Origin of the sequence: Aeromonas sp. s4 (assembly GCF_040907855.1) — a bacterium.
Classification (GTDB): domain Bacteria; phylum Pseudomonadota; class Gammaproteobacteria; order Enterobacterales; family Aeromonadaceae; genus Aeromonas; species Aeromonas caviae.
The window spans coordinates 103,997-126,071 of record NZ_JBFOCP010000026.1; the positions used below are offsets into that span (position 1 = coordinate 103,997).

The 22,075-nt window shown below is 63.7% G+C and carries 22 protein-coding genes; 9 read left to right on the plus strand and 13 right to left on the minus strand.

The annotated features are described in order from the left end of the window. Positions 1–143: 143 nt before the first annotated feature. From AB5Y89_RS07465 to AB5Y89_RS07475, 3 genes are read right to left on the minus strand one after another with little or no spacing between them, the layout of a single operon-like run. Entirely contained in the window at positions 144–668 is a 525-nt protein-coding gene (locus AB5Y89_RS07465; RefSeq protein WP_052815512.1) for a DUF4865 family protein, read from the minus strand. After that, positions 665–1,057: a tautomerase family protein gene (locus AB5Y89_RS07470; RefSeq protein ID WP_368223336.1), complete on the minus strand. Its 393-nt coding sequence runs from the start codon at positions 1,055–1,057 to the stop codon at positions 665–667. Before AB5Y89_RS07470 ends, AB5Y89_RS07465 begins: the two co-directional genes overlap by 4 nt. Further along, positions 1,048–1,374 carry a carboxymuconolactone decarboxylase family protein gene (locus AB5Y89_RS07475; RefSeq protein WP_151027961.1) on the minus strand — a complete coding sequence of 109 codons (327 nt, stop codon included), beginning with the start codon at positions 1,372–1,374 and terminating at the stop codon, positions 1,048–1,050. Before AB5Y89_RS07475 ends, AB5Y89_RS07470 begins: the two co-directional genes overlap by 10 nt. A gap of 96 nt (positions 1,375–1,470) precedes the next feature. Between AB5Y89_RS07475 and AB5Y89_RS07480 the strand changes: the two genes are divergently transcribed. Beyond that, a complete protein-coding gene (locus tag AB5Y89_RS07480) occupies positions 1,471–2,364 on the plus strand; it encodes a LysR substrate-binding domain-containing protein (protein ID WP_368223338.1) in 894 nt (297 codons plus the stop codon). Between the two features lie 107 nt (positions 2,365–2,471). On the opposite strand, the gene argH is transcribed toward AB5Y89_RS07480, so the two are convergent. From argH to argC, 5 genes are all read right to left on the minus strand, one after another. Beyond that, the gene (argH, locus tag AB5Y89_RS07485) at positions 2,472–3,857 is read right to left on the minus strand and encodes an argininosuccinate lyase (protein WP_368223340.1); all 1,386 of its coding nucleotides are present in this window, start codon (positions 3,855–3,857) and stop codon (positions 2,472–2,474) included. 202 nt (positions 3,858–4,059) lie between these two features. After that, positions 4,060–5,295, minus strand: a complete 1,236-nt coding sequence (locus AB5Y89_RS07490; RefSeq protein WP_010675687.1) for an argininosuccinate synthase — start codon at positions 5,293–5,295, stop codon at positions 4,060–4,062. 56 nt (positions 5,296–5,351) lie between these two features. Beyond that, positions 5,352–6,269: an ornithine carbamoyltransferase gene (locus AB5Y89_RS07495; RefSeq protein WP_279988713.1), complete on the minus strand. Its 918-nt coding sequence runs from the start codon at positions 6,267–6,269 to the stop codon at positions 5,352–5,354. A gap of 25 nt (positions 6,270–6,294) precedes the next feature. After that, positions 6,295–7,074 carry an acetylglutamate kinase gene (gene argB, locus AB5Y89_RS07500; RefSeq protein WP_368223342.1) on the minus strand — a complete coding sequence of 260 codons (780 nt, stop codon included), beginning with the start codon at positions 7,072–7,074 and terminating at the stop codon, positions 6,295–6,297. 23 nt (positions 7,075–7,097) lie between these two features. After that, the gene (argC, locus tag AB5Y89_RS07505) at positions 7,098–8,105 is read right to left on the minus strand and encodes an N-acetyl-gamma-glutamyl-phosphate reductase (RefSeq protein ID WP_010675690.1); all 1,008 of its coding nucleotides are present in this window, start codon (positions 8,103–8,105) and stop codon (positions 7,098–7,100) included. Positions 8,106–8,366: 261 nt separating this feature from the next. Between argC and argE the strand changes: the two genes are divergently transcribed. After that, on the plus strand, positions 8,367–9,512 hold the full coding sequence (argE, locus tag AB5Y89_RS07510) for an acetylornithine deacetylase (RefSeq protein WP_368223343.1): 1,146 nt from the start codon (positions 8,367–8,369) through the stop codon (positions 9,510–9,512). 213 nt (positions 9,513–9,725) lie between these two features. Continuing rightward, complete coding sequence (ppc, locus tag AB5Y89_RS07515; RefSeq protein ID WP_128272740.1) at positions 9,726–12,359, plus strand: phosphoenolpyruvate carboxylase; 2,634 nt, start codon at positions 9,726–9,728, stop codon at positions 12,357–12,359. Between the two features lie 166 nt (positions 12,360–12,525). Here ppc and AB5Y89_RS07520 read toward each other — a convergent pair whose 3' ends face one another. Continuing rightward, entirely contained in the window at positions 12,526–14,007 is a 1,482-nt protein-coding gene (locus tag AB5Y89_RS07520; RefSeq protein ID WP_368223345.1) for a diguanylate cyclase, read from the minus strand. A 181-nt stretch (positions 14,008–14,188) separates the two neighbouring features. Here AB5Y89_RS07520 and ybaK point away from each other — a divergent pair, with 181 nt between their 5' ends. Next, complete coding sequence (gene ybaK / locus AB5Y89_RS07525; RefSeq protein WP_010675694.1) at positions 14,189–14,659, plus strand: Cys-tRNA(Pro) deacylase; 471 nt, start codon at positions 14,189–14,191, stop codon at positions 14,657–14,659. Between the two features lie 125 nt (positions 14,660–14,784). Here the strand turns inward: ybaK and AB5Y89_RS07530 are convergent, their stop codons facing one another. Genes AB5Y89_RS07530 through AB5Y89_RS07540 form a run of 3 tightly spaced genes read right to left on the minus strand, consistent with a single transcriptional unit; the run spans position 14,785 to position 16,465 of the window. Continuing rightward, positions 14,785–15,552, minus strand: coding sequence for a GNAT family N-acetyltransferase (locus AB5Y89_RS07530; protein ID WP_223925270.1), 768 nt, complete (start codon positions 15,550–15,552; stop codon positions 14,785–14,787). Further along, positions 15,542–15,979, minus strand: coding sequence for a rhodanese-like domain-containing protein (locus AB5Y89_RS07535; RefSeq protein ID WP_042878345.1), 438 nt, complete (start codon positions 15,977–15,979; stop codon positions 15,542–15,544). The genes AB5Y89_RS07530 and AB5Y89_RS07535 overlap by 11 nt, the downstream gene beginning before the upstream one ends. Before the next feature lie 18 nt (positions 15,980–15,997). Next, the gene (locus tag AB5Y89_RS07540) at positions 15,998–16,465 is read right to left on the minus strand and encodes an OsmC family protein (protein WP_182956759.1); all 468 of its coding nucleotides are present in this window, start codon (positions 16,463–16,465) and stop codon (positions 15,998–16,000) included. 252 nt (positions 16,466–16,717) lie between these two features. On the opposite strand from AB5Y89_RS07540, the gene AB5Y89_RS07545 reads away from it, so the two are divergent. The 3 genes from AB5Y89_RS07545 (at position 16,718) to AB5Y89_RS07555 (ending at position 19,946) form a co-directional block, all read left to right on the plus strand. Then, positions 16,718–18,145 (plus strand): PLP-dependent aminotransferase family protein, encoded by a 1,428-nt coding sequence (locus AB5Y89_RS07545; RefSeq protein ID WP_223925268.1) that lies wholly within the window; start codon positions 16,718–16,720, stop codon positions 18,143–18,145. Positions 18,146–18,298: 153 nt separating this feature from the next. Continuing rightward, positions 18,299–19,132, plus strand: a complete 834-nt coding sequence (locus AB5Y89_RS07550; RefSeq protein ID WP_080944108.1) for a hypothetical protein — start codon at positions 18,299–18,301, stop codon at positions 19,130–19,132. Then, the gene (locus AB5Y89_RS07555) at positions 19,116–19,946 is read left to right on the plus strand and encodes an ABC transporter substrate-binding protein (RefSeq protein ID WP_223933103.1); all 831 of its coding nucleotides are present in this window, start codon (positions 19,116–19,118) and stop codon (positions 19,944–19,946) included. The genes AB5Y89_RS07550 and AB5Y89_RS07555 overlap by 17 nt, the downstream gene beginning before the upstream one ends. Before the next feature lie 15 nt (positions 19,947–19,961). Here the strand turns inward: AB5Y89_RS07555 and AB5Y89_RS07560 are convergent, their stop codons facing one another. Continuing rightward, the gene (locus AB5Y89_RS07560; protein ID WP_039040573.1) at positions 19,962–20,837 is read right to left on the minus strand and encodes a LysR family transcriptional regulator; all 876 of its coding nucleotides are present in this window, start codon (positions 20,835–20,837) and stop codon (positions 19,962–19,964) included. A 128-nt stretch (positions 20,838–20,965) separates the two neighbouring features. Here AB5Y89_RS07560 and AB5Y89_RS07565 point away from each other — a divergent pair, with 128 nt between their 5' ends. Both AB5Y89_RS07565 and AB5Y89_RS07570 read left to right on the plus strand, forming a co-directional pair. Continuing rightward, positions 20,966–21,367 carry a CidA/LrgA family protein gene (locus AB5Y89_RS07565; protein ID WP_039040574.1) on the plus strand — a complete coding sequence of 134 codons (402 nt, stop codon included), beginning with the start codon at positions 20,966–20,968 and terminating at the stop codon, positions 21,365–21,367. Continuing rightward, positions 21,360–22,049: an LrgB family protein gene (locus tag AB5Y89_RS07570; RefSeq protein ID WP_010675703.1), complete on the plus strand. Its 690-nt coding sequence runs from the start codon at positions 21,360–21,362 to the stop codon at positions 22,047–22,049. The genes AB5Y89_RS07565 and AB5Y89_RS07570 overlap by 8 nt, the downstream gene beginning before the upstream one ends. Positions 22,050–22,075 lie beyond the last annotated feature (26 nt).

Here is a 22,075-nt window from a genome sequence, read left to right on the forward strand (position 1 = left end):
GAGCCAGTTCATTGCAGCAGATGACCGCAATTCCACATCATCATCCACAAGCGAGATATAACACCCTATGTTCACGATGTGAATATCACTTTCACAGCCAAAGTGAATGGAAAAATAACATCAATGACAAAGATAATTCCGCTTTACACCCCGCCCCCCTTCGCCAGATAGCCGATACGGTAGATCTCGCCCCCGGCAGGCAAGGGCGATGAGAGGGACGGGAGAAAATCCGCCTCCAGCCATTCCCATCGGGTGAGATCCCAGCCGCTCACCATGGCCTCGCCGTGCAGGTCGGCCAGCTGGTCGTGGGAAGCGACCTTGGTGCGCCGCAGCCTGGCCATGCAAGCCCCGTCGAGGGAGGCCGGATCCGGCGCCCGCAGCAGATGCCAGGTCTCGATGCGGGGCCAGCCGAAATGCCGGGTGAGCGCCGCGAATCCCTCGCTTGCCAGGAATCGGTGCATCGCCTCGGCGCTGTGCCACACATAGAAGGGGGCATAGCGGTTCTCCTGCCCCGGCAGGGCCCCATCGTCCTGACGGCTGTAGAGATAGGCCTTGAACAACAGACCGGGAAAGCCGTCCAGTCTGGCGCCATTGCTGGCGATCCGCTGCTCGATCAGCGCCATGTCGTAGTCTGCGGGCAGGGTGAATCGGTAGTGCATGGCGATCATGAGGCCACCTCCTGTCTGAACATCCGGCCCTGGCCGAAACTCCACGCCTCGGCATCGTTCTGCTGGATCACCACCATGAGGTTGTCGGGGTGGATCCCAAGCTCGGCCTCAAGGCGCTCGGCGAGACGTGCATAAAGCCGCTCCCTGGTCGCGGTGCTGCGCACCTTGCCCGCCAGGATCTGGAAGAGGATGAAACCCTGGTCCCGGCGGCCGGTCTGGTAGTGGGGGTCATAGATGAGCGCACTGGCAGGCAAGATCTCGAGGATCTGGAATTTATCCTCCGGCGGCACCTCGAACACCTCCACCAGGGTCTGGTGGTAGAGGGCGCTGAGTTGCTGCAGGTGTGCGTCGCTCATCCCCTCGCACAAGGTGATACGGGTCAGCGGCATGGGGTCACCTCCTCGCGGGGGGGCAGATAGCCCACGGCCGTCACTGCGGCGGGCAAACCGGCGTAGAAGGCAAGATGGGTGAACAGCTCTTCCAGCTCATCCCGGGACAGGCCGTTTTGCCGGGCGAATACAATATGCCAAGGCAGTTGTTGCACCCGGCCCAGGGACGCCAGGATGGCCAGGGTGATCAGGCTGCGCTCGCGGGCCGAGAGGGTGGGGCGCTGCCAGATATCGCCAAACAGCGTCTCTTCCGCCAGTCGGGCGAGTCGGGGGGCAAGCTGCGCCAGGGCGGCGCGATCGGGAACATCGGGTGTCATGGCAATCTCCTTGGTGGATGAAGCCACTCTCCCTCACTGCTACAATTTAAAAAATCGAAATATTCAAGACCAATCATCCCGATTATAAGGATAGTTATGTCACCCCTTCCCCCCAGCCTGGATCTCGATGCCCTGCGCAGCTACGTGCTGGGGCTGGAGTGCGGCAGCTTTGCGCTGGCGGCGCAGCGGCTGTGCCGCTCCACCTCGGCGGTCAGCGCCCAGTTGAAAAAACTCGAACAGCAGTGCGGCACCGATCTGGTCATGAAGCAGGGACGTCACCTGGTGCCGACAGCCAGCGGTGAGCGCCTGCTGGGCTACGCCAAGCGGCTGCTGGCGCTCAATGACGAAGCCGTGCTCGCCCTCAAAGGGGAACTGCTGCAAGGGGAGATCCGGCTCGGGGTGCAGGAGGACTTCGGTGAATCTTTGCTCCCCGCCGTGCTGGGGCCCCTCTGTCGCCAGCACCCGGCCCTGCGCATGACGACCCGCATCGATCGCAACGGGGCTCTGGTGCAGGGGATCAGGGAGGACACCCTCGACATGGCTCTCGCCTGGCAGCCACAGGGAGAGCGGGAGGATCTTCCCCTCATCAAGGTGGTGCAACTGGCCTGGATTGCCCACCCCGAGTGGGACCCCGTCCCTTTGCTCGCGCGCGGGGAGCCCCTGCCCCTGGTGCTCTTCGATGCCCCCTGCCTGATGCGGGCACGGGCCATCCGCGCCCTCGACGATACCGGGATCCCCTGGCGGATCGCCTTCACCAGCCAGAGCCTGGGCGGGATCTGGGCCGCCGTGCAGGCAGGGCTAGGGATCACGGTGCGTTCCCCCATCGGCATGCCGGCCAGTCTCGCCACCCTCGGCGGCGTGCTGCCCTCACCGGGCACCCTGGGGGTGGTGCTGCTCGCCGCCAGCCATGAAACCGACGAGGCCAGGAGCCAGTTGCAACGACTGCTCACGGACGCCGTACATCAGGCCAGCGCCGGACACAGGGGCTGAACAGCGCCTGGTCAACGCGCCCCACGGCGCCTAGGCGTACCCATAAAAAAAACGGCAACCCTGGGGTTGCCGTTCTGCCTTCTAATTCCCATGGCAAGCCGGTTGGCTTAACCCGCCCGCTTGCTCAGCCAGGCTTCGACTGCGGTGAGGGCCGATTCGATCTGCTCGCGAGCGACGCCTCCCTTGGCAACCCGCTTGGCCAGAGTCGCTTCCAGCTCCAGGTTCGGGTAAACATCCTCCCCCACCACGGGGCTGAAGCGCTGGAACTCGGGGAGGGAGAGTTCTTCCAGGGGCTTTTTCACCTGGATCGCATAAACCACGGTCTCGCCGACGATATGGTGAGCCTCGCGGAACGGAATGCCCTTGGCCACCAGATAGTCCGCAAGCTCGGTGGCGTTGGCGTAACCGCCCTGGGCCGCCGCCTTGGTGCGCTCGCCATTGACCTTCAGATCGATCAGCACCAGCGCCGCCATATCGAGGCAGTCGTGCCAGGTGTCGAGGGCATCGAACAGCCCCTCTTTGTCTTCCTGCATGTCCTTGTTGTAGGCCAGCGGCAACGCCTTGAGGCTCATCAACATACCCATCTGGGCGCCGACCACCCGGCCGGTCTTGCCACGAATGAGCTCCAGCGCGTCCGGGTTCTTCTTCTGGGGCATCAGGGACGAGCCGGAGGTGACGGCGTCAGACAGCTCGACAAAGCCCGCCTCGCCGGTGTTGTAGAAGATGAGGTCTTCGGCAAAGCGCGACAGGTGGGTCATGGACAGCGACGCCACGTGCATCAGCTCCACCACGTGATCCCGGTCGGAGACCGAATCCAGGCTGTTGCGGGTGGCGCCGCTAAAGCCCATGTCGAGCGCCAAGGCTTCGCGGTCGATGGCATAGGCGGTGCCCGCCAGGGCGCCGCAGCCGAGGGGGCTGGTATCGAGGCGCTTGAGGGCATCCTGCAGACGGGAATGGTCCCGCTCCAGCATCTCCACATAGGCCAGGGCCCAGTGGGCGTAAGTGACCGGCTGGGCACGCTGCAGGTGGGTGTAACCCGGCAGTACCGCGGCCTGGTTGGCACGGGCGGAGGCCACCAGCCCCTGTTGCAGGGCAGTGATGGAGCCGAGCAGCAGCTCGCCCTGTGCCTTGCACCAGAGTTTGAGGTCAGTGGCGACCTGATCGTTGCGCGAGCGACCGGTGTGCAGCTTCTTGCCAAGGGCGCCGACGGCGTCGATGAGCTGGCTCTCGACCCAGGAGTGGATGTCTTCGGCGTCCGAGTTCAGGATCTGCTGGGGATCCTGCTGCACGGAGGCGAGCAGTACCTCCATCGCCTGCTGCAACTTGGCCTGCTCACCCTCGGTCAACACCCCCACCTTGACCAGCGCTTTGGCCCAGGCCATGGAGCCTTGAATATCCTGCTCCGCCAGACGGTAGTCGAACCGCAGCGAATCGTTGAACTGCTTGAACCGGCTATCGGCTCCCTGACTGAAGCGTCCACCCCAAAGTGCCATACTGCTCTCCTTGAATGCGTTGTCGACGGCGCCTTGCGCCGTCGAACTTGAAATCTTGCCCTGTTTTTCTGCGAGCCTGTTATCTCACAGAAGCGACCAGGGCGCAGCCGCTCTTGTCACACCCGATGAGGATGGCAAAGGGCCTCTCTGCCTGTAAAAGAGGGGGCCATGCCCCCTCGTATCAACGGGTGATAGCGCTTGCTTAGCCGTGGGTATGGTCGCCACCGATGGCTTGATGCTGCTCTTTCATGGCGCGGATCCGGCTCGCCAGGGTGTAGAGACGGATGAAGCCTTCGGCATGGCTCTGGTCGTACACTTCGTCGGCACCGAAGGTGGCGAAGTCTTCGGAGTAGAGGCTGTTCGGCGACTTCTTCTGCACCGCGGTGACCTGACCCTTGTACATCTTCAGCACCACTTCACCGTCGAGCTCCTCGGCGATGGCGTTGGCGGAGGCGACAATGGCCTTGCACAGTGGGGTGAACCAGCGACCGTCATACACCAGGTGGGAGAACTCGGCACCCAGCTTTTCCCGCCAGGCGCGGGTCGGTCTGTCCAGTACCAGCTCTTCCACGGCGCGCAGTGCGGCAACCATCACGGTACCACCCGGGGTCTCGTAGCAGCCACGGGACTTCATGCCCACCATCCGGTTCTCGGTGATGTCGATCCGGCCCACGCCGTGCTTGCCGGCACGCTCGTTCAGGGTGGTCAGGATCTGGTGCGGGCTGAGCGGCTGATCGTCAACGGCGACCACTTCGCCCTTGGCCACGGTCAGCTTGACGTATTCCGGCTCGTTCGGGGCATCCTCTGCAGAGACGGTCCACTGCCAGACGGCTTCGGACGGCTCGTTCCAGGTGCTCTCCAGCTCGCCACCCTCGGTGGAGATGTGCCAGGCGTTGGCGTCGCGGCTGTAGATCTTCTTCAGGGTCGCCTTGCAGGGGATGTTGCGGGCTTCCAGATAGGCCAGCAGATCTTCCCGGGAACGCATGTCCCACAACCGCCAGGGGGCGATCACTTTCAGTTGGGGAGCCAGGGCTGCTACCGCCCCTTCGAACCGCACCTGGTCGTTGCCCTTGCCGGTGCAACCGTGGGAGATGGCATCAGCCCCTTCCGCCAGGGCAGCCTCGACCATCGCCTTGGCGATCACCGGACGGGCCATGGAGGTACCCAGCAGGTAGGTGCCTTCATAGACGGCGCCGGTCTTCAGGGTCGGGTAGACGTACTCTTTGACAAACTCTTCCCGCAGATCCTTGACGATGCACTTGACCGCGCCGGAGGCGATGGCCTTCTGCTCGATCCCTTCCAGATCGTCACGCTCCTGGCCCACGTCGGCGACGAAGGCGATGATTTCAGCGTCATAGTGCTCCTTCAGCCAGGGAATGATGGCCGAGGTATCCAGTCCGCCCGAGTAAGCCAGTACGATCTTGTTGATTCCGCTCATTTACTTCTCTCCGTGATGATTCGATAAAAAGGGGTGATTCCGGGTCGGTTGCCGGATTACTTCTGGCCCTGTCCGAACAGGGTCAGCAGCACGGCGTTCTGGATATGCATCCGGTTTTCTGCCTCATCCATGATGAGGGAGGCTGGGCCGTCCATGACCTCCGAGGTGATCTCCAGCTCCCGGTGGGCCGGCTGGCAGTGCAGCACGTGCTGGATGCCGGTCCGATCGAGCAGGGCCTGGTTGATCTGATAAGGCATGAAGATATCTTTTACCTGCTCCATTGGTGTGTTGTCACCCATGGAAACCCAGGTATCGGTATAAACCACGTCAAAGCCTTCGATATCCGCGACATCATCGCTGATATGTATGGTCGCGCCAGATTGAGCTGCCAGCGCCTGGGCCTGCAGGAAGATCTGGGTATCCGGGCCATGGCCTTTCGGGCAGACCAGGGTCACGTCGGTACCGAGGGTAGCCCCCAGCAGCAGCAGGGAGTGGCTCACGTTGTTGCCATCGCCGAGATAGGCCAGCTTCACCTTGGACAGGTCGCTGTAGTGCTCGCTGATGGTCATGAAATCCGCCAGCCCCTGGCAGGGGTGGTAGAGGTTGCACAGGCTGTTGACCACAGGCACCGAGCCGAACTCGGCCAGCTCGACCAGGGTCTGGTGATCGAACACCCGGGCGACGATGGCGTCACACCAGCGGGACAGGTTGCTGGCGAAATCCTTCACCGACTCCCGCTTGCCGAGCGCGCCGTTCTGCTGATCCAGATAGACGCTGTGACCACCCAGTTTGGCGATGCCGATGTCGAAGGTGACCCGGGTACGCAGGGAGGGCTTCTCGAACAGGGTGACCACGCTCTTGCCCGCCAGGGCCTGGCTGTATTTCTTCGGATCGGCCTTGATCGCCTTGCCAAGCGCCAGCAGTGCCTCGATCTGGGCCTTGCTTAAATCACTGTCTTTCAGAAGATGTTGCATCGGATTGTCCTTTTCCCGGTGGAGATCAGAGGGTGACCTGGGTGCCAACAGCGCCGCCAGCCAGCAGCTTGAGCAGCTGATCCGGGTAGCGCCAGCTGGCGACACAGACCGGCTTGCCCAGGGTTTCGGCGGCGTGCAGGGCGGCTTTCACCTTGACGGCCATGCCGTCCGTGATAACTCCCTTCTCCATCAGGTCCAGCGCGCTCTGCTTGTCCAGTTGCGGCACCAGCTTGCCCTTGCCATCCAGAATGCCGCTCACATCCGACAGCATCACCAGATCGGCGCCCAGCGCTTCGGCGATGGCGGTGGCCGCCTGATCCGCATTGACGTTCATCATCTGTCCGTCGGCGGTAATGCCGATGGAGCTCACCACCGGCAGGAAGCCCTGCCCCAGGATGCCGGCCACCAGCGCCGGGTTGCCCGGTTTGCAGTCACCGACCGCACCGAGATCCGGATCGAGCTGGGTCACCTGGCACAGACCGCCGTCGGCGAGGCACAGACCCACAGCAGGAATGCCGGTGGAGATGGCCTTGGCCATCATCATCTTGTTGGCGGTCCCGGCCAGCGCGCCAGCGATGAAGGGGATCTGCTCGAACGGGGTCACCCGCAGGCCGTTCTTCTTGGTGGAGGTCATGCCCAGCCCCTTGAGCAGGTCGTCCACCAGGCAGCCACCACCGTGCACCAGCACCAGAGGACGGTGCTGATCATCCAGGAAGGTCTTCAGGGTGGCGAACAGGGCGGTCAGGGCCTCGTCGTTCTCGATCAGGGCACCACCCAACTTGATTACCAGCGTCTGCTTGTCCATCTTCTCGATCCTTTCTTAAAGCGTTAAATCAGGCCGGTGGCCGGTTCAAAACCAAACTTGATATTTATGCACTGCATGGCTTGCGAGGCGGCCCCCTTGAGCAGGTTGTCGATGGCAGAAACCACCACCAGCATGTTGCCCTGCTGCTGCCAGGCGATGTCGCAGTAGGGCGTGCTCGCCACGCCGCGGATGGAGGGCATCTGGCCGGTGAGGCGTACCAGGGGCTTGCCTTCGTAGGCCTTGAGGTAGGCCTGATCCACCTGGGTCGGCGTCACCCCTTCTGCCAGTTGCACATAGATGGTGGCCAGGATGCCCCGCACATAATTGCCGAGGTGGGGCTGGAACAGCACCTCCTTGCCGAGGTGGTGGCTGATCTCCGGCTGGTGCCTGTGATTGAAGGTGCCGTAGGGATTGAGGCTCACTTCGCAGAAACTGGTGTTGATGGCGGCCTTGCGACCGGCCCCGGAGACGCCGGAAACCGCATTGATGATGGGCTGCCATCCCTGGGCAATCAGCCCGGCCTGTTGCAGCGGCTTGAGAGCGCACAGGGAGGCGGTCGGGTAGCATCCCGGCACGGCAATCAGCTGGGCGGCCTTGACGGCATCGGCATTCCACTCGGCCAGACCGTAGGCGGCCTGCTCCAGCCACTGCTCATTCTCGTGGGTGAAGCCGTAGAAGGAGGAGTAGAACTGCTGATCGTTGACCCGGAAGGCACCGGAGAGATCGAACACCGGCAACCCCTTGGCCAGGAACTTGGGCGCGAGTTCTGCACTCACCTCGTGAGCAGTGGCCAGCACCACCAGATCGGCCTGGGTCAGGATCCGGGTCATGCCGTCTTCGTCCAGGGGCAGCAGCGGCTGATCCAGCTTGCCCACCCACTGGGGATGCAGGGAAGAGAAGCGCTTGTGGGCGTCCTGGCTGCCGGCGGAAACATAGAGGCCGAACAGCTCGAGTTGTGGATGGTTCTGGACCAGAGCGGCCAGTTCGGCCCCCGCGTAGCCACTGGCACCGACGATAACGGTCTTAAGCATGTTTGAGTATTCCAAGTCTGGGTTCGAAATTCACAGCATGGTGCTGCGGTGCAAGGGGTCGGCTATCGCCCCTTTGATGCAACGAGTGCGGAGGGGCAATTCAGGCGGATATGCGTCGTCGGTTACAGATCAGGTGACAGAACATTAACTTTCCCTTACAACTAGAAGCCTTGTCGATGAGCACTCGAACAGAATATTCATGCACTCACTTTGCATTTGTATTTTCTAACAGAAACACTCCGGGGACGCAAGGAGGAGCTGATGGCCAAACTGGATTTTTTTTCACTTTATAAGAATATTATTGCGATTCCCTCTATCAGCAGCACGGATACTCGCTGGGATCAGAGCAACGAGGCGGTGATCCGGCTGCTGGCCGACTGGTTCGGCCAGCTTGGATTCCAGTGCGAGGTGACGGCCCTGCCGGATCTGCCGGGCAAGTTCAACCTGGTGGCGACCTATGGTCAGGGAGAAGGGGGGCTGCTGCTGGCGGGCCACACGGATACGGTTCCCTTCGATGAAGGAGCCTGGACCAAAGACCCCTTCAAGGTGACCGAAGAGGGCAACCGCCTGTACGGGCTCGGCACCATCGACATGAAGGGCTTCTTCGCCTTTATCGTGGAAGCGCTCAAGGAGGTCGACCTCAAGACCCTGAGCAAGCCGCTGCGCATCCTGGCCACCGCCGATGAAGAGACCACCATGGCCGGGGCCCGCGCCATCACCGCCGCAGCCGAACTCAAACCCGACTACGCGGTGATCGGCGAACCAACCGGGCTGGTGCCCGTGGTGGCCCACAAGGGCCACATGTCGGAAGCCATTCGCATCACAGGCCGAAGCGGCCACAGTTCGGATCCCGCCAACGGCGTCAACGCCATGGAGATCATGCACAAGGCCATGGGTCAGGTGCTCAGGCTCCAGCAGGATCTGAAGGAGAAGTACGCGGATCACCGTTTCGCCGTGCCCCAGCCCACCCTGAACCTCGGCTACATCCAGGGGGGCGACAGCCCGAACCGCATCTGCGGCTGCTGCGAGCTGCACATCGACATGCGCCCCACCCCGCAGGTGGGCCCCGACGAGCTGATGGGCATGTTGAAAGAGGCGCTCTCCCCCATCGAGATCCACCAGCCCGGCTGCCTGCACCTGCAGCACCTGCACGAGCCGATCCCCGCCTACGCCTGCGCCGATGACTCCGAGCTGGTGCGCGAGGCCGAGCGGGCGAGCGGCCGGGCCGCCGAGTCCGTGAACTATTGCACCGAAGCCCCCTTTATCCAGCAGCTGGGTTGCGAGACCATAGTGATGGGCCCAGGCCATATCACCCAGGCCCACCAGCCCGATGAATACCTGGATCTGTCGTTCGTCAAACCGACCACGGCGGTGCTGCAGCACCTGATCCGGCGCTTCTGCGTCTAGCCAAACAGGGATGTAAGTAAGTTACATGACAGGCGCCTTGGGACAGGTGAGGGAAATACATGTTCTGAATCGGCTTGTTATTTGACCTTGCGCAGACAATCTGGGTAGATTGTCCCCCTAAGATGACGGAGCATATGTTGTAATCGCACAACAATAAGTGAGGTCGCCTCCCGCCTGGAAGGTCAGGAGGCACCAACAAAATAAGGATGTGGAATGAACGAAAAGTACGCCGCACTACGGGCCAACGTAGGCATGTTGGGCCAACTGCTGGGTAAATCCATCAAGGATCATCAGGGGCAGGCCTTCCTCGACAAGATTGAGACCATTCGCCAACTGGCCAAGTCTTCCCGCAAGGGAAACGAGGCAGACAGAGAGCGCCTGCTCGACACCCTGCGTACCCTCTCCGATGACGAACTGCTGCCCGTGGCCCGTGCCTTCAGCCAGTTCCTCAACCTGGCGAACGTGGCGGAGCAGTTCCACACCATCTCCCGTCGCTGCGAAGAGCAGGTCTGCACCCCGGACCCGCTGGAGCAGATGTTCGACAAGCTGAAAGCCTCCAACCTGTCCCAGGAGGCCATCATCCAGGCCGTGCGCGAGCTGGACATCGATCTGGTGCTGACCGCTCACCCCACCGAGGTGACCCGTCGAACCCTGATCCACAAGCACGTGCAGCTCAACGACTGCCTCGAGGCCCTGGAACTCTCCGATCTGCTGCCCCGCGAGCGGGACAAGATCCAGAGTCGCATCGAGCAACTGGTCAACCAGGCCTGGCACACCAACGAGATCCGCGAACAGCGCCCGACCCCGGTGGACGAAGCCAAGTGGGGCTTCGCCGTGGTGGAAAACAGCCTGTGGCCGGCCATCCCCGAATTCATGCGCAATCTGGACGAGCGCCTGCAACACCATCTGGGTGTGCGGCTGCCCCTGGACGCCGCGCCGGTCAAGTTCACCTCCTGGATGGGCGGTGACCGCGACGGCAACCCCTTCGTCACCGCCAAGGTGACCGCCGAAGTGCTGGAGCTGGGCCGCTGGATGGCGGTGAGCCTGTTCTACAAGGACATCAAGGAGCTCACCTCCGAGCTCTCCATGGCCGATTGCACCGACGCCGTGCGTGCCAGGGTCGGCGACAATCCCGAGCCCTATCGCGCCCTGGTGCGTGAGCTGCGCGAACAGCTGCGAGAAACTCAGGAGTTCCTGACTGCCAAGGTACAGGGCCAGGCGAGCGAGAGCCGGGATCTGGTCAAGAGCACCGCCCAGCTGCGCGAGCCGCTGGAGCTCTGCTACCACTCCCTGCACGCCTGCGGCATGGGCAACATCGCCGACGGCATGCTGCTGGACGTGCTGCGCAAGCTGGCCTGCTTCGGCATCCACCTGGTCAAGCTGGACATCCGTCAGGATGGCGAGCGTCACGGCCAGGTCTTCTCCGAGCTGACCCGCTACCTGGGTGTGGGCGACTACGCCGAGTGGAGCGAAGAGGACAAGCAGGCCTTCCTGCTGCGCGAGCTGAACTCCCGCCGCCCCCTCATCCCGAGCGACTGGGATCCCAGTGCCGAGACCCGCGAGACCATCGACACCTGTCGCGTCATCGCCCAGCACGACCCCGATGCGTTCGGCATCTACATCATCTCCATGGCCGGTGCCCCGTCCGACGTCTTGGCGGTCCAGCTGTTGCTGAAGGAAGCTGGCTGCAAGTTCCGCATGCCGGTTGCCCCGCTGTTCGAGACCCAGGAAGACCTGATGGCGGGCACCGCCGTGATGGAACGCCTGCTGTCGGTGGACTGGTATCGCGGTTACATCCAGGGCCGTCAGTACGTGATGATCGGCTACTCCGACTCCGCCAAGGATGCGGGTATGATGGCCGCTGGCTGGGCCCAGTACGCCGCCATGGAATCCCTGGTGGCGCTGGCTGAAGCCAACAACATCCGCCTCACCTTGTTCCATGGCCGCGGCGGTACCGTCGGCCGTGGCGGCGCCCCCGCCCATCAGGCGATCCTGTCGCAACCCCCGGGATCCCTGCGCGGCGGCCTGCGGGTCACCGAACAGGGGGAGATGATCCGCTTCAAGTTCGGCCTGCCGAAGGTGGCCATCCAGAGCCTGAACCTCTACACCAGCGCCGTGCTGGAGGGGAACCTGCTGCCGCCACCCAAGCCGAAAGAGAGCTGGCGCGCCGTGATGGAGCAGCTGGCGTCTGTCTCCTGCGATCACTACCGCAGTATCGTGCGCGGTCACCCGGACTTCGTTCCTTACTTCCGTGCCGCCACCCCGGAGATGGAGCTCGGCAAGCTGCCGCTCGGTTCCCGCCCCGCCAAGCGCAAGCCCAACGGCGGTGTCGAGAGCCTGCGCGCCATCCCCTGGATCTTCGCCTGGACCCAGAACCGGCTGATGCTGCCGGCCTGGCTCGGCGCCCACAAGGGATTGCAACAGGCCATCGACGACGGCCAGAAGAGCGTGCTGGACGAGATGAGCCGCCAGTGGCCCTTCTTCCGCACCCGTCTCGAAATGCTGGAGATGGTGTTCCTCAAGGCCGACCTCTGGCTGGCGGAATACTATGACACCCGCCTGGTGCCGGAGAACCTGTGGGCACTCGGCAAGCAGCTGCGTCAGGAGCTTGCCGACTCCATCGAGGTGGTGCTGAAACTGCGCCCGCAGGGCGACCTGCTGGACGATCAGCCCTGGATCAAGGAGTCCATCAAGCTGCGCAACCCCTACACCGACCCGCTCAACGTGCTGCAGGCCGAGCTGCTCAATCGCTCCCGCAACCACCCGGAGACCCTGCACCCCGAGCTGGATCAGGCGCTGATGGTCACCATCGCCGGCATCGCCGCCGGCATGCGCAACACCGGCTGATCCCGGACCGTTGCAAACAAGGGCGCCTCGGCGCCCTTTTGCGTCTCTGCCGGGCACGGGGATCCCGATATTGCCGCCAGAACAGCCCCCTCTAAGGGAAAAAAACATCCACAACAAACAGGGCGCCATGATGGCGCCCTGTTTTATTTCGCGATATAGCCTCTCATCAGGAGACCTGGTTGCGACCACGACGTTTTGCCTCATAAAGTCGCTGGTCCACGCACTGAAGCCAGTCATCCATGCGCCTGTAACTCATCTGATAGGGGGTGAGCCCCACGCTGATGGTGACGGTGATCGCCTGGTGCTGGTACAGGAAGGTGTGCTGCTCCACCTGGTGCCGGATGCGCTCCATGATGGTGTGGGCCTCCTCCAGGGTCGTGCCCCGCAGCAGCAGGATGAACTCCTCCCCGCCAAATCGCGCCACCAGATCCTTGCTGCGCACCGCCTGCATCAGGAGCCCCGCCAGCGACGCCAGCACGGCATCTCCGGCAAGGTGTCCATATACATCATTGATTTGTTTGAAGAAGTCGATATCTATCAAGGCCAGGCAGCAGGCCTCCCCTTCGGCGGGATGGTGCTGGACGTGATCCAGCAACACGTTTGCCTGCTGGAAAAAGCTGCTGCGGTTGGGCAGCTTGGTCAAGAAGTCGTGCTCGGCGTTGAAGCGCAGCACCCGCTCCATGCGGCTGCGCTCGTCCTCCAGGTTGCGGGCGTGGATAAGGGTGCCAAGGGCCGTGGTGAGGGGCTCGAGCAGGCTGACATGGGTCTCGTCAAAGCCACCCGGGCGGTTGGCCAGGGCGATCATGCCGATCGCCTCTCCCTTGTGGCGGATGGGAATGCCGAGGAAGCTCTCCAGGTGCGGATGACCACGGGGGGAGACACCGCGACTGGCTGGATGGCTCGGCAGATCATTGCAGCACACCAGGGTATTGTGGGTCACCACGTGCCCAAACAGGTTGTCGAGCTTGCTGAAGATGAGCCCGCCCCGGCTCTGGCGCTGCTGCTCATACCAGGCATGGGTCGCCTCGTCCCAGGAGACATTGGAGATGGAGGGGACATAGAGACTGGGACAACCATCCTCGTACTGGATGATGCCGATGAAACCATAGGAGCTCTCGCTCACGCTCAGCAGGCGCTCGAAGACGGTATCGCAGGCGGAGCCGAGATTGCGATCGAGCAGAAAACTCTGGTGAGCGGCCACCACGATGTCAAACAGCTGGCTCTGCTGCTCGACCCGCTGCTTGGCCATCACAGCCGAGGTAATGTCGTGCGCCAGCTTGACCACCCCCAGCAGGATGCCTGCCTCGTCGGTCACGGGCATGTAGGTGGCATGGAGCCAGAGGGGGCTGCCACCTTGCCTGACCCGGCGAAACTCCCCCGACTGGATCTCGCCACCCAATACCTTCTGCCAGAAGAGATCATGCTCCGCCTGCAGATCCGGCGGCAACAGCATGAGATGGGACTGGCCCACCAGCGCTTCGGGAGGATAGCCCAGCATGTCGCAAAACAGGGGGTTGACCGACACCATGCGACCATCGAGATCGAACTCGACCATGCCATAGGCCCGATCAAGGGCGGTCAGCCTGGCAAGGGTCTCATATCGATCCACCGCGTCGATATCGCGAGCGCAAAGTGCTGTGGTATTCATGGCTACGATTCCTTTCGATCGCCGGCGCATTGCATTGGAATGCGGGGACAAGTGCCCAAATCATAGGATCCGGCACCCGGTTACGCTAACACAGGCCCCGATTGGGTGTGAAGACTGGTTCTTGCCACATCCGGCTCCCGGGCGCAGACTGTCTGGCCTTGCCACGGTTCGAGGAGACCCCATGACACCCGCCATCAACTTGCTGAAAAAGCTCAAGATCCCCCACAGGCTCTACCCCTACGAGTGCGAAGCCCACGACGACTTCGGCAAGCATGCCGCTACCCAGCTGGGTCTGCCCGAGGCGCAGGTGTTCAAGACCCTGCTCGCCCATCACGACAAGCAGGCGGTGGTGGCCATCGTGCCCTCCTCGGGCATGTGCAGCCTCAAGCAGCTCGCCAAGGCAACCGGGCTCAAGAAGGTGGAGATGATGAAGCCGGCGGAAGCCGAAAAGCTGACCGGCTACAAGGTGGGTGGCATCAGTCCCCTGGCCCAGAAGAAGCTGCTGCCCACCGTGCTGGACGACTCCGCCATGGCCTTCGACGAGATCCTGGTGAGCGGTGGCAAGCGGGGGCTCTCGGTCGGCGTGGCCCCCGGGGACATGGTCCGGCTGATGAACTGGATTGCGGCCCCCATCGGCGATCATCACGACTGAACAAACAAAATAGGCGCCATGACTGGCGCCTCTTGCGTCTGGATATCGGATCTGGCGCCTTGCGGGCGAAGCGCCCAAGGAACCCGACCGGAAACCGCCCCGTCCCCGCGGGTGATCTGTCGCCCTCAGCACGCCGCAGAGCGGCAGGCGGCGGTCAGTTCGGAGAGCCGGCGACGCTGACGCCCGGCATGGTCGAAGTTGCCGTCCTCCAGCCAGCGCTCGAAGCACCCTTTCAGGGCGGGCCACTCGCTGTCGATGACGGAGAACCAGGCCGTATCCCGGTTGTGTCCCTTGTCCACCCGCGCCTGACGGAAGGTCCCCTCATAGTGAAAGCCCAGGCGCAGGGCCGCCTGGCGCGAAGGCAGGTTCAGGGCATTGCACTTCCACTCGTAGCGCCGGTATCCCAGAGCAAAGGCATTGGCCATCATCAACACCATGGCCGCCGTCGCCAGCCGTGACTGCTGCATGGCGGGGGAGAAGTGCAGCCAGCCCACCTCGATGCTGCCCGCCAGGGGATCGATGCGCAGGTAGCTCGCCAGCCCCAGCGCCCGTCCGCTCCCCTCGTCGATGATGCCGTAGAACTGGGGATCCCGCTTGGTGGCGACCTCCCGCAGCCAGACCCCCATGGCGACCTCGTCCGCGAAAGGGCCGCTGGTCAGGTAAGTCCACATGGCCCCGCTGTCGGCACTGAATGCCTGCCACAGATCCCCCAGGTGGCGCTCGGGATCAAGGGGCTCGAGACGACAGCCCCAGCCATGCAGTGCGCGGTGGGGAGGGAACTCGGCGCCGCGCCATTCTGGCTGCGCACGCCCCAGAGGCTGCCCAAAGTCGTTGAAAAGGGCGGCGCCGGACAGGGAGGCGTCGCCCCCCTCATTGCAACGTTCAACAGGCACAGGCAATTCCCCCTTCCAGCAGCACTCCGGGCTCGCTGCCCGTGGCGACGGCGAAACCGTCCTGACGCCACCAGTGCAGGCCCCCTATCAGCTCCTTGACCTCAAACCCGAGGGACGCCAGCTTGTAGGCCCCCTGGGTCGAACCGTTGCAGCCGATGCCGTCGCAATAGCAGACATACACCAGGTTCCGGTCCAGTACCGCCGTGGTCGACGCCGTCATGGTCCTGTGGGGGAAGGAGATGGCGCCGGGAATGTGCCCCTCGGCATAGTGTGCGGGGGAGCGGGTATCGATGACCACGATCCCCGCCGCCCCGGCCAGCAGATCGGCGGCCAGATCCGCCGGATCGGTACGAAACTTCAGCTGGGCCTCGAAAAAGGCGCTGGCTTCGGCGGCCCCTGCCACCCCTGTGCTCAATACATGACTCATCCTGAACGCTCCTGATGACTAGATGACGATCTCTGTGGTGACGACGGTGTTGACCGAGTTGGCGATGAAGCACTCCTCATGGGCCTGGTGGTGCAACTGCTCCAGATCCGCCAGGGCGGGCTCCCGCTCTCCCCCGAAGATCACCCTGGGACGCAGGGTGACCCGGGTCATGGCGAGGCGACCTTGTCCGTTTTTCGCCATGATGCCGACCGCTTCGTCCCGGTAGCTCTCTACCCGATAGCCCGCCTTCGCCGCCAGCCAGAGGAAGGTGAGCATGTGGCAACTGGAGAGGGCCGCCACAAACGCCTCTTCCGGGTCCACATGTTCCGCCACCGAGTAAGGCAGCGGCACCACATGGGGAGAGGAGGAGGCCGGCACCCTGACCCCGCCATCAAACGCCCACTCATGGGACCGGCTGTAACGCTGATCGACGAAGGGCTCGTGCTCCCCCCGCTGCCAACTGATGGTGGCACTGTATTCCGACATGCAGACTCCTTGTGTTGCCAATCCGTGCCGCCCGCTGGCGCCACCCTGTGACCACCAATGTAGCGACAAAATGGCCTTGCCACGCCGACCAATTTTGCCAATATGGGCAGACCAATTTCATCGAGCCGCCACCATGACCATCCACCCCACCCGCTCTGCCCATCGGTCGCCAGCCCCACTCCCGCGCCATGCCCTGCGGGCAGGCTCCCTGCCTCGAAAGAGGCGCAACCCCCGAGCCAACGGGAGCACACCATGACCGTTCTGCCAACGCTCTTCGCCAGCCAGCAGCAAGGGGATCTGCCCCTGCACGAACAACTGGTGCGTACCCTGCGCGAGGCCATCCTGGCGGGCCACCTGCCCCTGCACAGCCGCCTGCCCGCCAGCCGTCTCCTGGCCCGGGATCTCGGTATCTCCCGCAGCACGGTGGAACTGGCCTATGGCCGGCTCGAGGCGGAGGGGTATCTGGTGCGCAAGGTGGGCGCCGGCAGCTTTGTCGCCCTGGCGGCGGTGCGCCCCGCGCCGCGCCCGCCCCAGTCAGCGGCGGGCCTCTCCCGTCGCGGTCAGGAGATGGCCCTGGGTGGCGCCTGTCACGACGTGCCCGAGGTGGGCACCACCTTTGCTTCCAGCCAGCCGGATCCCCGTCTCTTCCCCCAGGCACTCTGGGGTCGGCTGATGCAGCAACAGTGGCGCCAGCGCGCCAGCGACTGGATGAACTACGGGGATCCCCAGGGGCTTGGGGAACTTCGCGCCGCCATCAGCAGCTATCTGGTGCAGTCACGCGGCGTGGTGTGCGAGCCGGATCAGATACTGATCCTCACCAGCTCCCAGCAGGGGATCCTGCTGGCGACCCAGTTGCTCATCGATGCCGGTGACACCGTCTGGGTGGAAGACCCCGGTTATCCCGGGGCTCGCACCGCCATGGAGAGCGCCGGTGCCCGGGTGCATCCGGTGCCGGTGGATGAAGAGGGGCTCAACCCTCATGGGGATCATCCTGCACCACGCCTCATCTACTGCACCCCGGCACACCAGTATCCCCTTGGCGTCCCCATGAGCCTGCCCCGCCGCATGGCGCTGCTGGCCGAGGCAGAGCGTCACGGCGCCTGGATCCTGGAGGACGATTACGACGGGGAGTACCAGTATGATCAGCGTCCCCTGCCCGCCCTGCAGGGGCTCGACGGCCAGGGGCGGGTGATCTATGTGGGCACCTTCAGCAAGGTGCTGTTCGGCTCGCTGCGCCTCGCCTACCTGGTGCTGCCCAGGCCGCTGATGGACTCCTTCTGCCGCGCCCGGGCCGCCGTCGACGGCCACAGCAACCAGTTGCAGCAAGCGGTCACGGCAGACTTCATCCGGGGCGGGCACTTCGCCACCCACCTGCGCCAGAGCCGCCTCCTCTACCAGAGCAGACGGGATCTGCTGCTGGCGGAACTGGCCGAGCACTGCCCGGGGCTCACTCCCATCCATAGCGGCGCCGGCCTGCAGTGCGCCGTGCTGCTGCCCCCCGGTGGCGAGGCGCGCTGGACCGATGCCGCCAACGCCTGCGGGCTGGGGCTGCGCCATCTGGGCCAGTTCTACCTGGGCCCGCCGACGCTGGAAGGGTGGCTGCTCGGCTTTGGCTGCCTCGACAACCAGAGGCTGCGCCAACTCTGTCGTCGCCTGGGTCTCTTGATGAAATCCGCATGACCCCCTTCTCAAGAGATCAGATCTGCCAGAGCCTGATAGCGCTGTGTCGACGGGAATGGCCCGTCTATACTGGGCACAATCCCGTTGCCGAACCCGGTCAAGATGCATCGAATCCTGCTCCTTTTGCTCGCCCTCTCCCTCCCGTCCCTCACGATGGCGGCCACCCGCTTCACCCTGATCACCGGGGAAACCCAACAGGATGTCCGCATGAATTATTACCGGGCGGCGATGCGGCTGGCGCTGGAGAAAACACGGCCCGATTACGGCGACTATGAACTGCTCGACGCCATCAGGATGAACAAGGCGAGGATGCGGCTCGAAGTGCAAACGCCGGGCAAGAATGCCCTCTTCATCGTCGACAGCTGGCCCCAGGAGATCCCTCAACCCGGCGTCACCCTGGTCCCCTTCCCCATCGATCTGGGTGTGCTCGGCTACCGGGTCTGTTTTGTCGGCAGCGCCCGTGCCCAGGCCCTGGCCGGGGTTCACACCCTGTCCCAGTTGCAGCAGTTCACGCAAGGGGTGGGCACAGGCTGGCGGGATGCCGACATCCTGCGCTACAACGGCTTCAGGGTGCAGGAGGTGGATAACTATGAGTCACTGTTTCGCCTGGTGGCCCGTGGCCGGATCGATCTCTTCTGCCGTGGTGCCAACGAGATATTGAGCGAGTGGAAAAACCACAGACCCGGCCTGCCGGGGCTGACCGTGGATAGCCATGTCGCCCTCTTCTATCCGCTCATCCACTCCCTCTATAGCCACGCCACCTACAGCAAGGAGCGCGAGCGCCTTTTGCGCGGCCTGCAACTGGCCTGGAAAGATGGCTCCCTGCAGCGCCTCTGGCGCCATCATTTCCAGCCTTCCCTGGTCTTTGCCCGGCTCGATTCACGCCAGATCTTCCGGCTGACCAACCCGCAGTTGCCCGACGAGAGCACCGACTACCGCTCCTATCTCTATGACCCGATGAGGGATGACTTTGGCATCGCTCCCTGACTGGCTCGCCGGTTCTCCCCTGTCAGGCAGGCTCCCCTTGCGCACTCTCTGCCTGGCGCTGCTGCTCTGGTTGCTGCCGACCTGCGTCATGGCCGCTCCCGGCAGCATTCGTGCCTGCATGGAGAACAGTGATTCGCCTCCCTGGTTGCTGATGTCCGGCGAGGGGATAGTGCAGTTCCACCTCAAGGAGGTGGCAAACCGGATCGGGCATCCCATCATTCTCACCCCCCTGCCCTGGAAACGCTGCCTCTCCCTCGTCAGCCAGGGCCAGCTCGATGCCGCCGTCAAGCTGAGCTACAGCGAAGAGCGTGCTCGCACCATAGGGGTCTACCCCATGCGACACGGGGCACCTGATCCCGCCAAGCGCCTGCTTACCGAGAGCTACAGCCTCTACCAGCCAAAAGGCGGACAGGTTCGCTGGGATGGCCGGCAGCTCGTCGCCCATGGCGTCATTGCGGCGCAGTCCGGTTTCTCCATCGTCGCCCAGCTGCAGGAGAGCGGTGTCAGGGTGGATGACTCCAGCAGGGAACCACTGATCCTGCTCAAGAAGGTCGCGATGCAGCGCGCCGTTGCCGCCGCCCTGCAAACCGGGGTCGCAGAACGGACCCTGGCCGCCCACCCGCAGTTGCAGGCCACACTCGAGCGGATCACCCCTCCCCTGGTCGAAAAACCCTACTACCTCATCTTCTCCCACCCCTTCCATCAGGCCCACCCCGATCTCAGCCAACAGGTGTGGGACGAGATTGAGGAGGTGCGACACTCCGCAGCCTATGCCCGCTTCGTCACAGGCATGGCGTCACCGGGGACCCCCTAACCCCAGACCCGCTCCTCAGCCCTGCTCGCGGCACAGGGCAAGCCAGGCCTCGGCGGTGCGGGAGAGGTAGCGATCCCCTGGCCAGATCACCCCGAGCCGCCAGCTCAGCGCCGGGGCCAGAGGGCGCAACACCAGCCCATCCGGCGTCAGCCGCCGACAGATGGGCTCCGGCAGGAAAGCGACCCCCATGCCGCTTCGCACCATGGCGGTGAGAAAGTCCCACTGGCTGCTGCGGGCCGCCACCTGGGGCACGAACCCGGCTTGCTCGCAGGCCTGCTCCAGCCGCTCGCTCAGGGTGAAGGCCTGGGTATAGAGCAGGAAGGGTTCGTCCCGCAGAGCCTCCAGCCGGATCTCTCCCCCCTCGCGCCAGCGGGGCAGGTCCGGCAGCACCACCCGGATGGGGTAACTGTCCAGATCCAGGGCGCAGAGGGCCCCCTCTTCCCTGGTCGGCAGCATGGTGATGGCGAGATCCAGCTCCCCCGCCAGCACCGCCTGCTCGATGCGCCGCCCGCCATATTCGACGATGGAGAGCTCCACACCGGGGTAGCGGCTGCGATAGGTACGAATGAGATCCGCATAGACATGGCCCACCATGGGCGGGATGCCGAGAGCAAGACGCCCGGATTGCAGGCTCTGCAGATCCGCCAGCTCCGCCTCCAGCTGCTGCATCTCCGCCAGGATGGTCTGGGCCCGATTGAACAGCACCTGGCCGCTGTCGGTCAGGGTGAAGCGGCGGCCGACCCGGCTCAGCAGGGGCTGGCCCAGCTCCTCTTCCATGTTGCGGATCATTTTGCTGATGGTGGGCTGGGTGACGAACAGTTTCTCGGAGGCGCGGGTGAAGCTCTGCTCCCGCACCAGCTCGACGAAGTAACGCAGGGCTCGAATATCCATGGTGCTCTCTTGACGGGGATGGCTGGCTAAATCATGCCTCTTTGGCATGATTTTGATAATTTAAATTCATTTTTTGCAGGTTTGGTCCCTCTCTATACTGTGAGCAGGTTCACAGAAAGACGCTTGCCATGAAAACCCTCTGCCTTCGCTGGTTGCAAACCCCCTTCCAAATCGCCCTGCTGGCGGCCATCTGGTTGCTGGCCGACATCGCAGTGCGCACCTTGCACCTGCCCCTGCCCGCCAACCTCACCGGCATGTTGCTGCTGCTGGTCTGCATCCTGCTCGGGGTGGTCAAGGCCCAGTGGTTCAGTGCCGGGGCCCGCTGGCTGCTGGCGGAGATGCTGCTCTTCTTCGTCCCCGCCGTGGTGGCCGTGGTCAACTATCAGGAGCTGCTGCTGCAGGAGGGGTGGCGCATCATGGTGGTCCTGATCGTCAGCACCGTGCTGGTGCTCGGCACCACGGCGCTGGTGGTGGACAGGGTCTATCGCCTCGAGCTGAAGCTGGCCCGCCGGAGTCGCCGCCATGTCTGACACCCTGCTCGGCCTGCTCTGCTTCGCCCTGACCCTGCTCTTCTACTACGCCAGCAAGTGGCTCTATGGCAAAAAGCGCATCCTGCCCCTGATGCCGCTGCTGCTGGCCCCCACCCTGCTGGTGGCCGTGGTGATGTTGTTCCACATTCCCTACCGGGACTACATGGCCGAATCCCACTGGCTGCTCTGGCTGCTGGGCCCCGCCACCGTCGCCTTCGCGGTGCCCGTCTACGAGAATCGCCAGCTGATGCGCCGCCACTGGCTCTCCCTCTCGGTCGGGGTCGTGGCGTCCGTGGTGATGGCGGTGGGCAGCACAGTGCTGCTGGCCCGCTGGCTCAACCTCTCCGAGCTGTTGCAACGCAGCATGGCCATGAGATCCATCACCACCCCCTTCGCGGTGGAGGCAACCCGTTCCGTGGGTGGCAACGCCGATCTCACCGCCCTGTTCGTGGTGCTGACCGGCGTCATCGGCATGGCGGTGGGAGAAAGCGTGCTCACCGTGCTCGCCATCCGCAGCCGCCTCGGCAAAGGCGCGGGCTTTGGTGCCTCGGCCCACGGGGCCGGGACAGCCAGGGCCTATCAGATGGGCAACGAGGAGGGGGTGGTCTCCAGCATGGTGATGATGATCGCCGGCATGGCCACAGTGCTGCTCGCCCCCCTCCTGGGCCGACTGTTCTGGTAACTCCGCCACCCGATAACAGAAGAGGC

Coding starts and splice junctions, on each gene's coding strand:
- AB5Y89_RS07465 (WP_052815512.1), bottom strand. CDS start 668: ATGATCGCCATGCACTACCGATTCACCCTGCCCGCAGACTACGACATG.
- AB5Y89_RS07470 (WP_368223336.1), bottom strand. CDS start 1,057: ATGCCGCTGACCCGTATCACCTTGTGCGAGGGGATGAGCGACGCACAC.
- AB5Y89_RS07475 (WP_151027961.1), bottom strand. CDS start 1,374: ATGACACCCGATGTTCCCGATCGCGCCGCCCTGGCGCAGCTTGCCCCC.
- AB5Y89_RS07480 (WP_368223338.1), top strand. CDS start 1,471: ATGTCACCCCTTCCCCCCAGCCTGGATCTCGATGCCCTGCGCAGCTAC.
- argH (WP_368223340.1), bottom strand. CDS start 3,857: ATGGCACTTTGGGGTGGACGCTTCAGTCAGGGAGCCGATAGCCGGTTC.
- AB5Y89_RS07490 (WP_010675687.1), bottom strand. CDS start 5,295: ATGAGCGGAATCAACAAGATCGTACTGGCTTACTCGGGCGGACTGGAT.
- AB5Y89_RS07495 (WP_279988713.1), bottom strand. CDS start 6,269: ATGCAACATCTTCTGAAAGACAGTGATTTAAGCAAGGCCCAGATCGAG.
- argB (WP_368223342.1), bottom strand. CDS start 7,074: ATGGACAAGCAGACGCTGGTAATCAAGTTGGGTGGTGCCCTGATCGAG.
- argC (WP_010675690.1), bottom strand. CDS start 8,105: ATGCTTAAGACCGTTATCGTCGGTGCCAGTGGCTACGCGGGGGCCGAA.
- argE (WP_368223343.1), top strand. CDS start 8,367: ATGGCCAAACTGGATTTTTTTTCACTTTATAAGAATATTATTGCGATT.
- ppc (WP_128272740.1), top strand. CDS start 9,726: ATGAACGAAAAGTACGCCGCACTACGGGCCAACGTAGGCATGTTGGGC.
- AB5Y89_RS07520 (WP_368223345.1), bottom strand. CDS start 14,007: ATGAATACCACAGCACTTTGCGCTCGCGATATCGACGCGGTGGATCGA.
- ybaK (WP_010675694.1), top strand. CDS start 14,189: ATGACACCCGCCATCAACTTGCTGAAAAAGCTCAAGATCCCCCACAGG.
- AB5Y89_RS07535 (WP_042878345.1), bottom strand. CDS start 15,979: ATGAGTCATGTATTGAGCACAGGGGTGGCAGGGGCCGCCGAAGCCAGC.
- AB5Y89_RS07540 (WP_182956759.1), bottom strand. CDS start 16,465: ATGTCGGAATACAGTGCCACCATCAGTTGGCAGCGGGGGGAGCACGAG.
- AB5Y89_RS07545 (WP_223925268.1), top strand. CDS start 16,718: ATGACCGTTCTGCCAACGCTCTTCGCCAGCCAGCAGCAAGGGGATCTG.
- AB5Y89_RS07550 (WP_080944108.1), top strand. CDS start 18,299: ATGGCGGCCACCCGCTTCACCCTGATCACCGGGGAAACCCAACAGGAT.
- AB5Y89_RS07560 (WP_039040573.1), bottom strand. CDS start 20,837: ATGGATATTCGAGCCCTGCGTTACTTCGTCGAGCTGGTGCGGGAGCAG.
- AB5Y89_RS07565 (WP_039040574.1), top strand. CDS start 20,966: ATGAAAACCCTCTGCCTTCGCTGGTTGCAAACCCCCTTCCAAATCGCC.
- AB5Y89_RS07570 (WP_010675703.1), top strand. CDS start 21,360: ATGTCTGACACCCTGCTCGGCCTGCTCTGCTTCGCCCTGACCCTGCTC.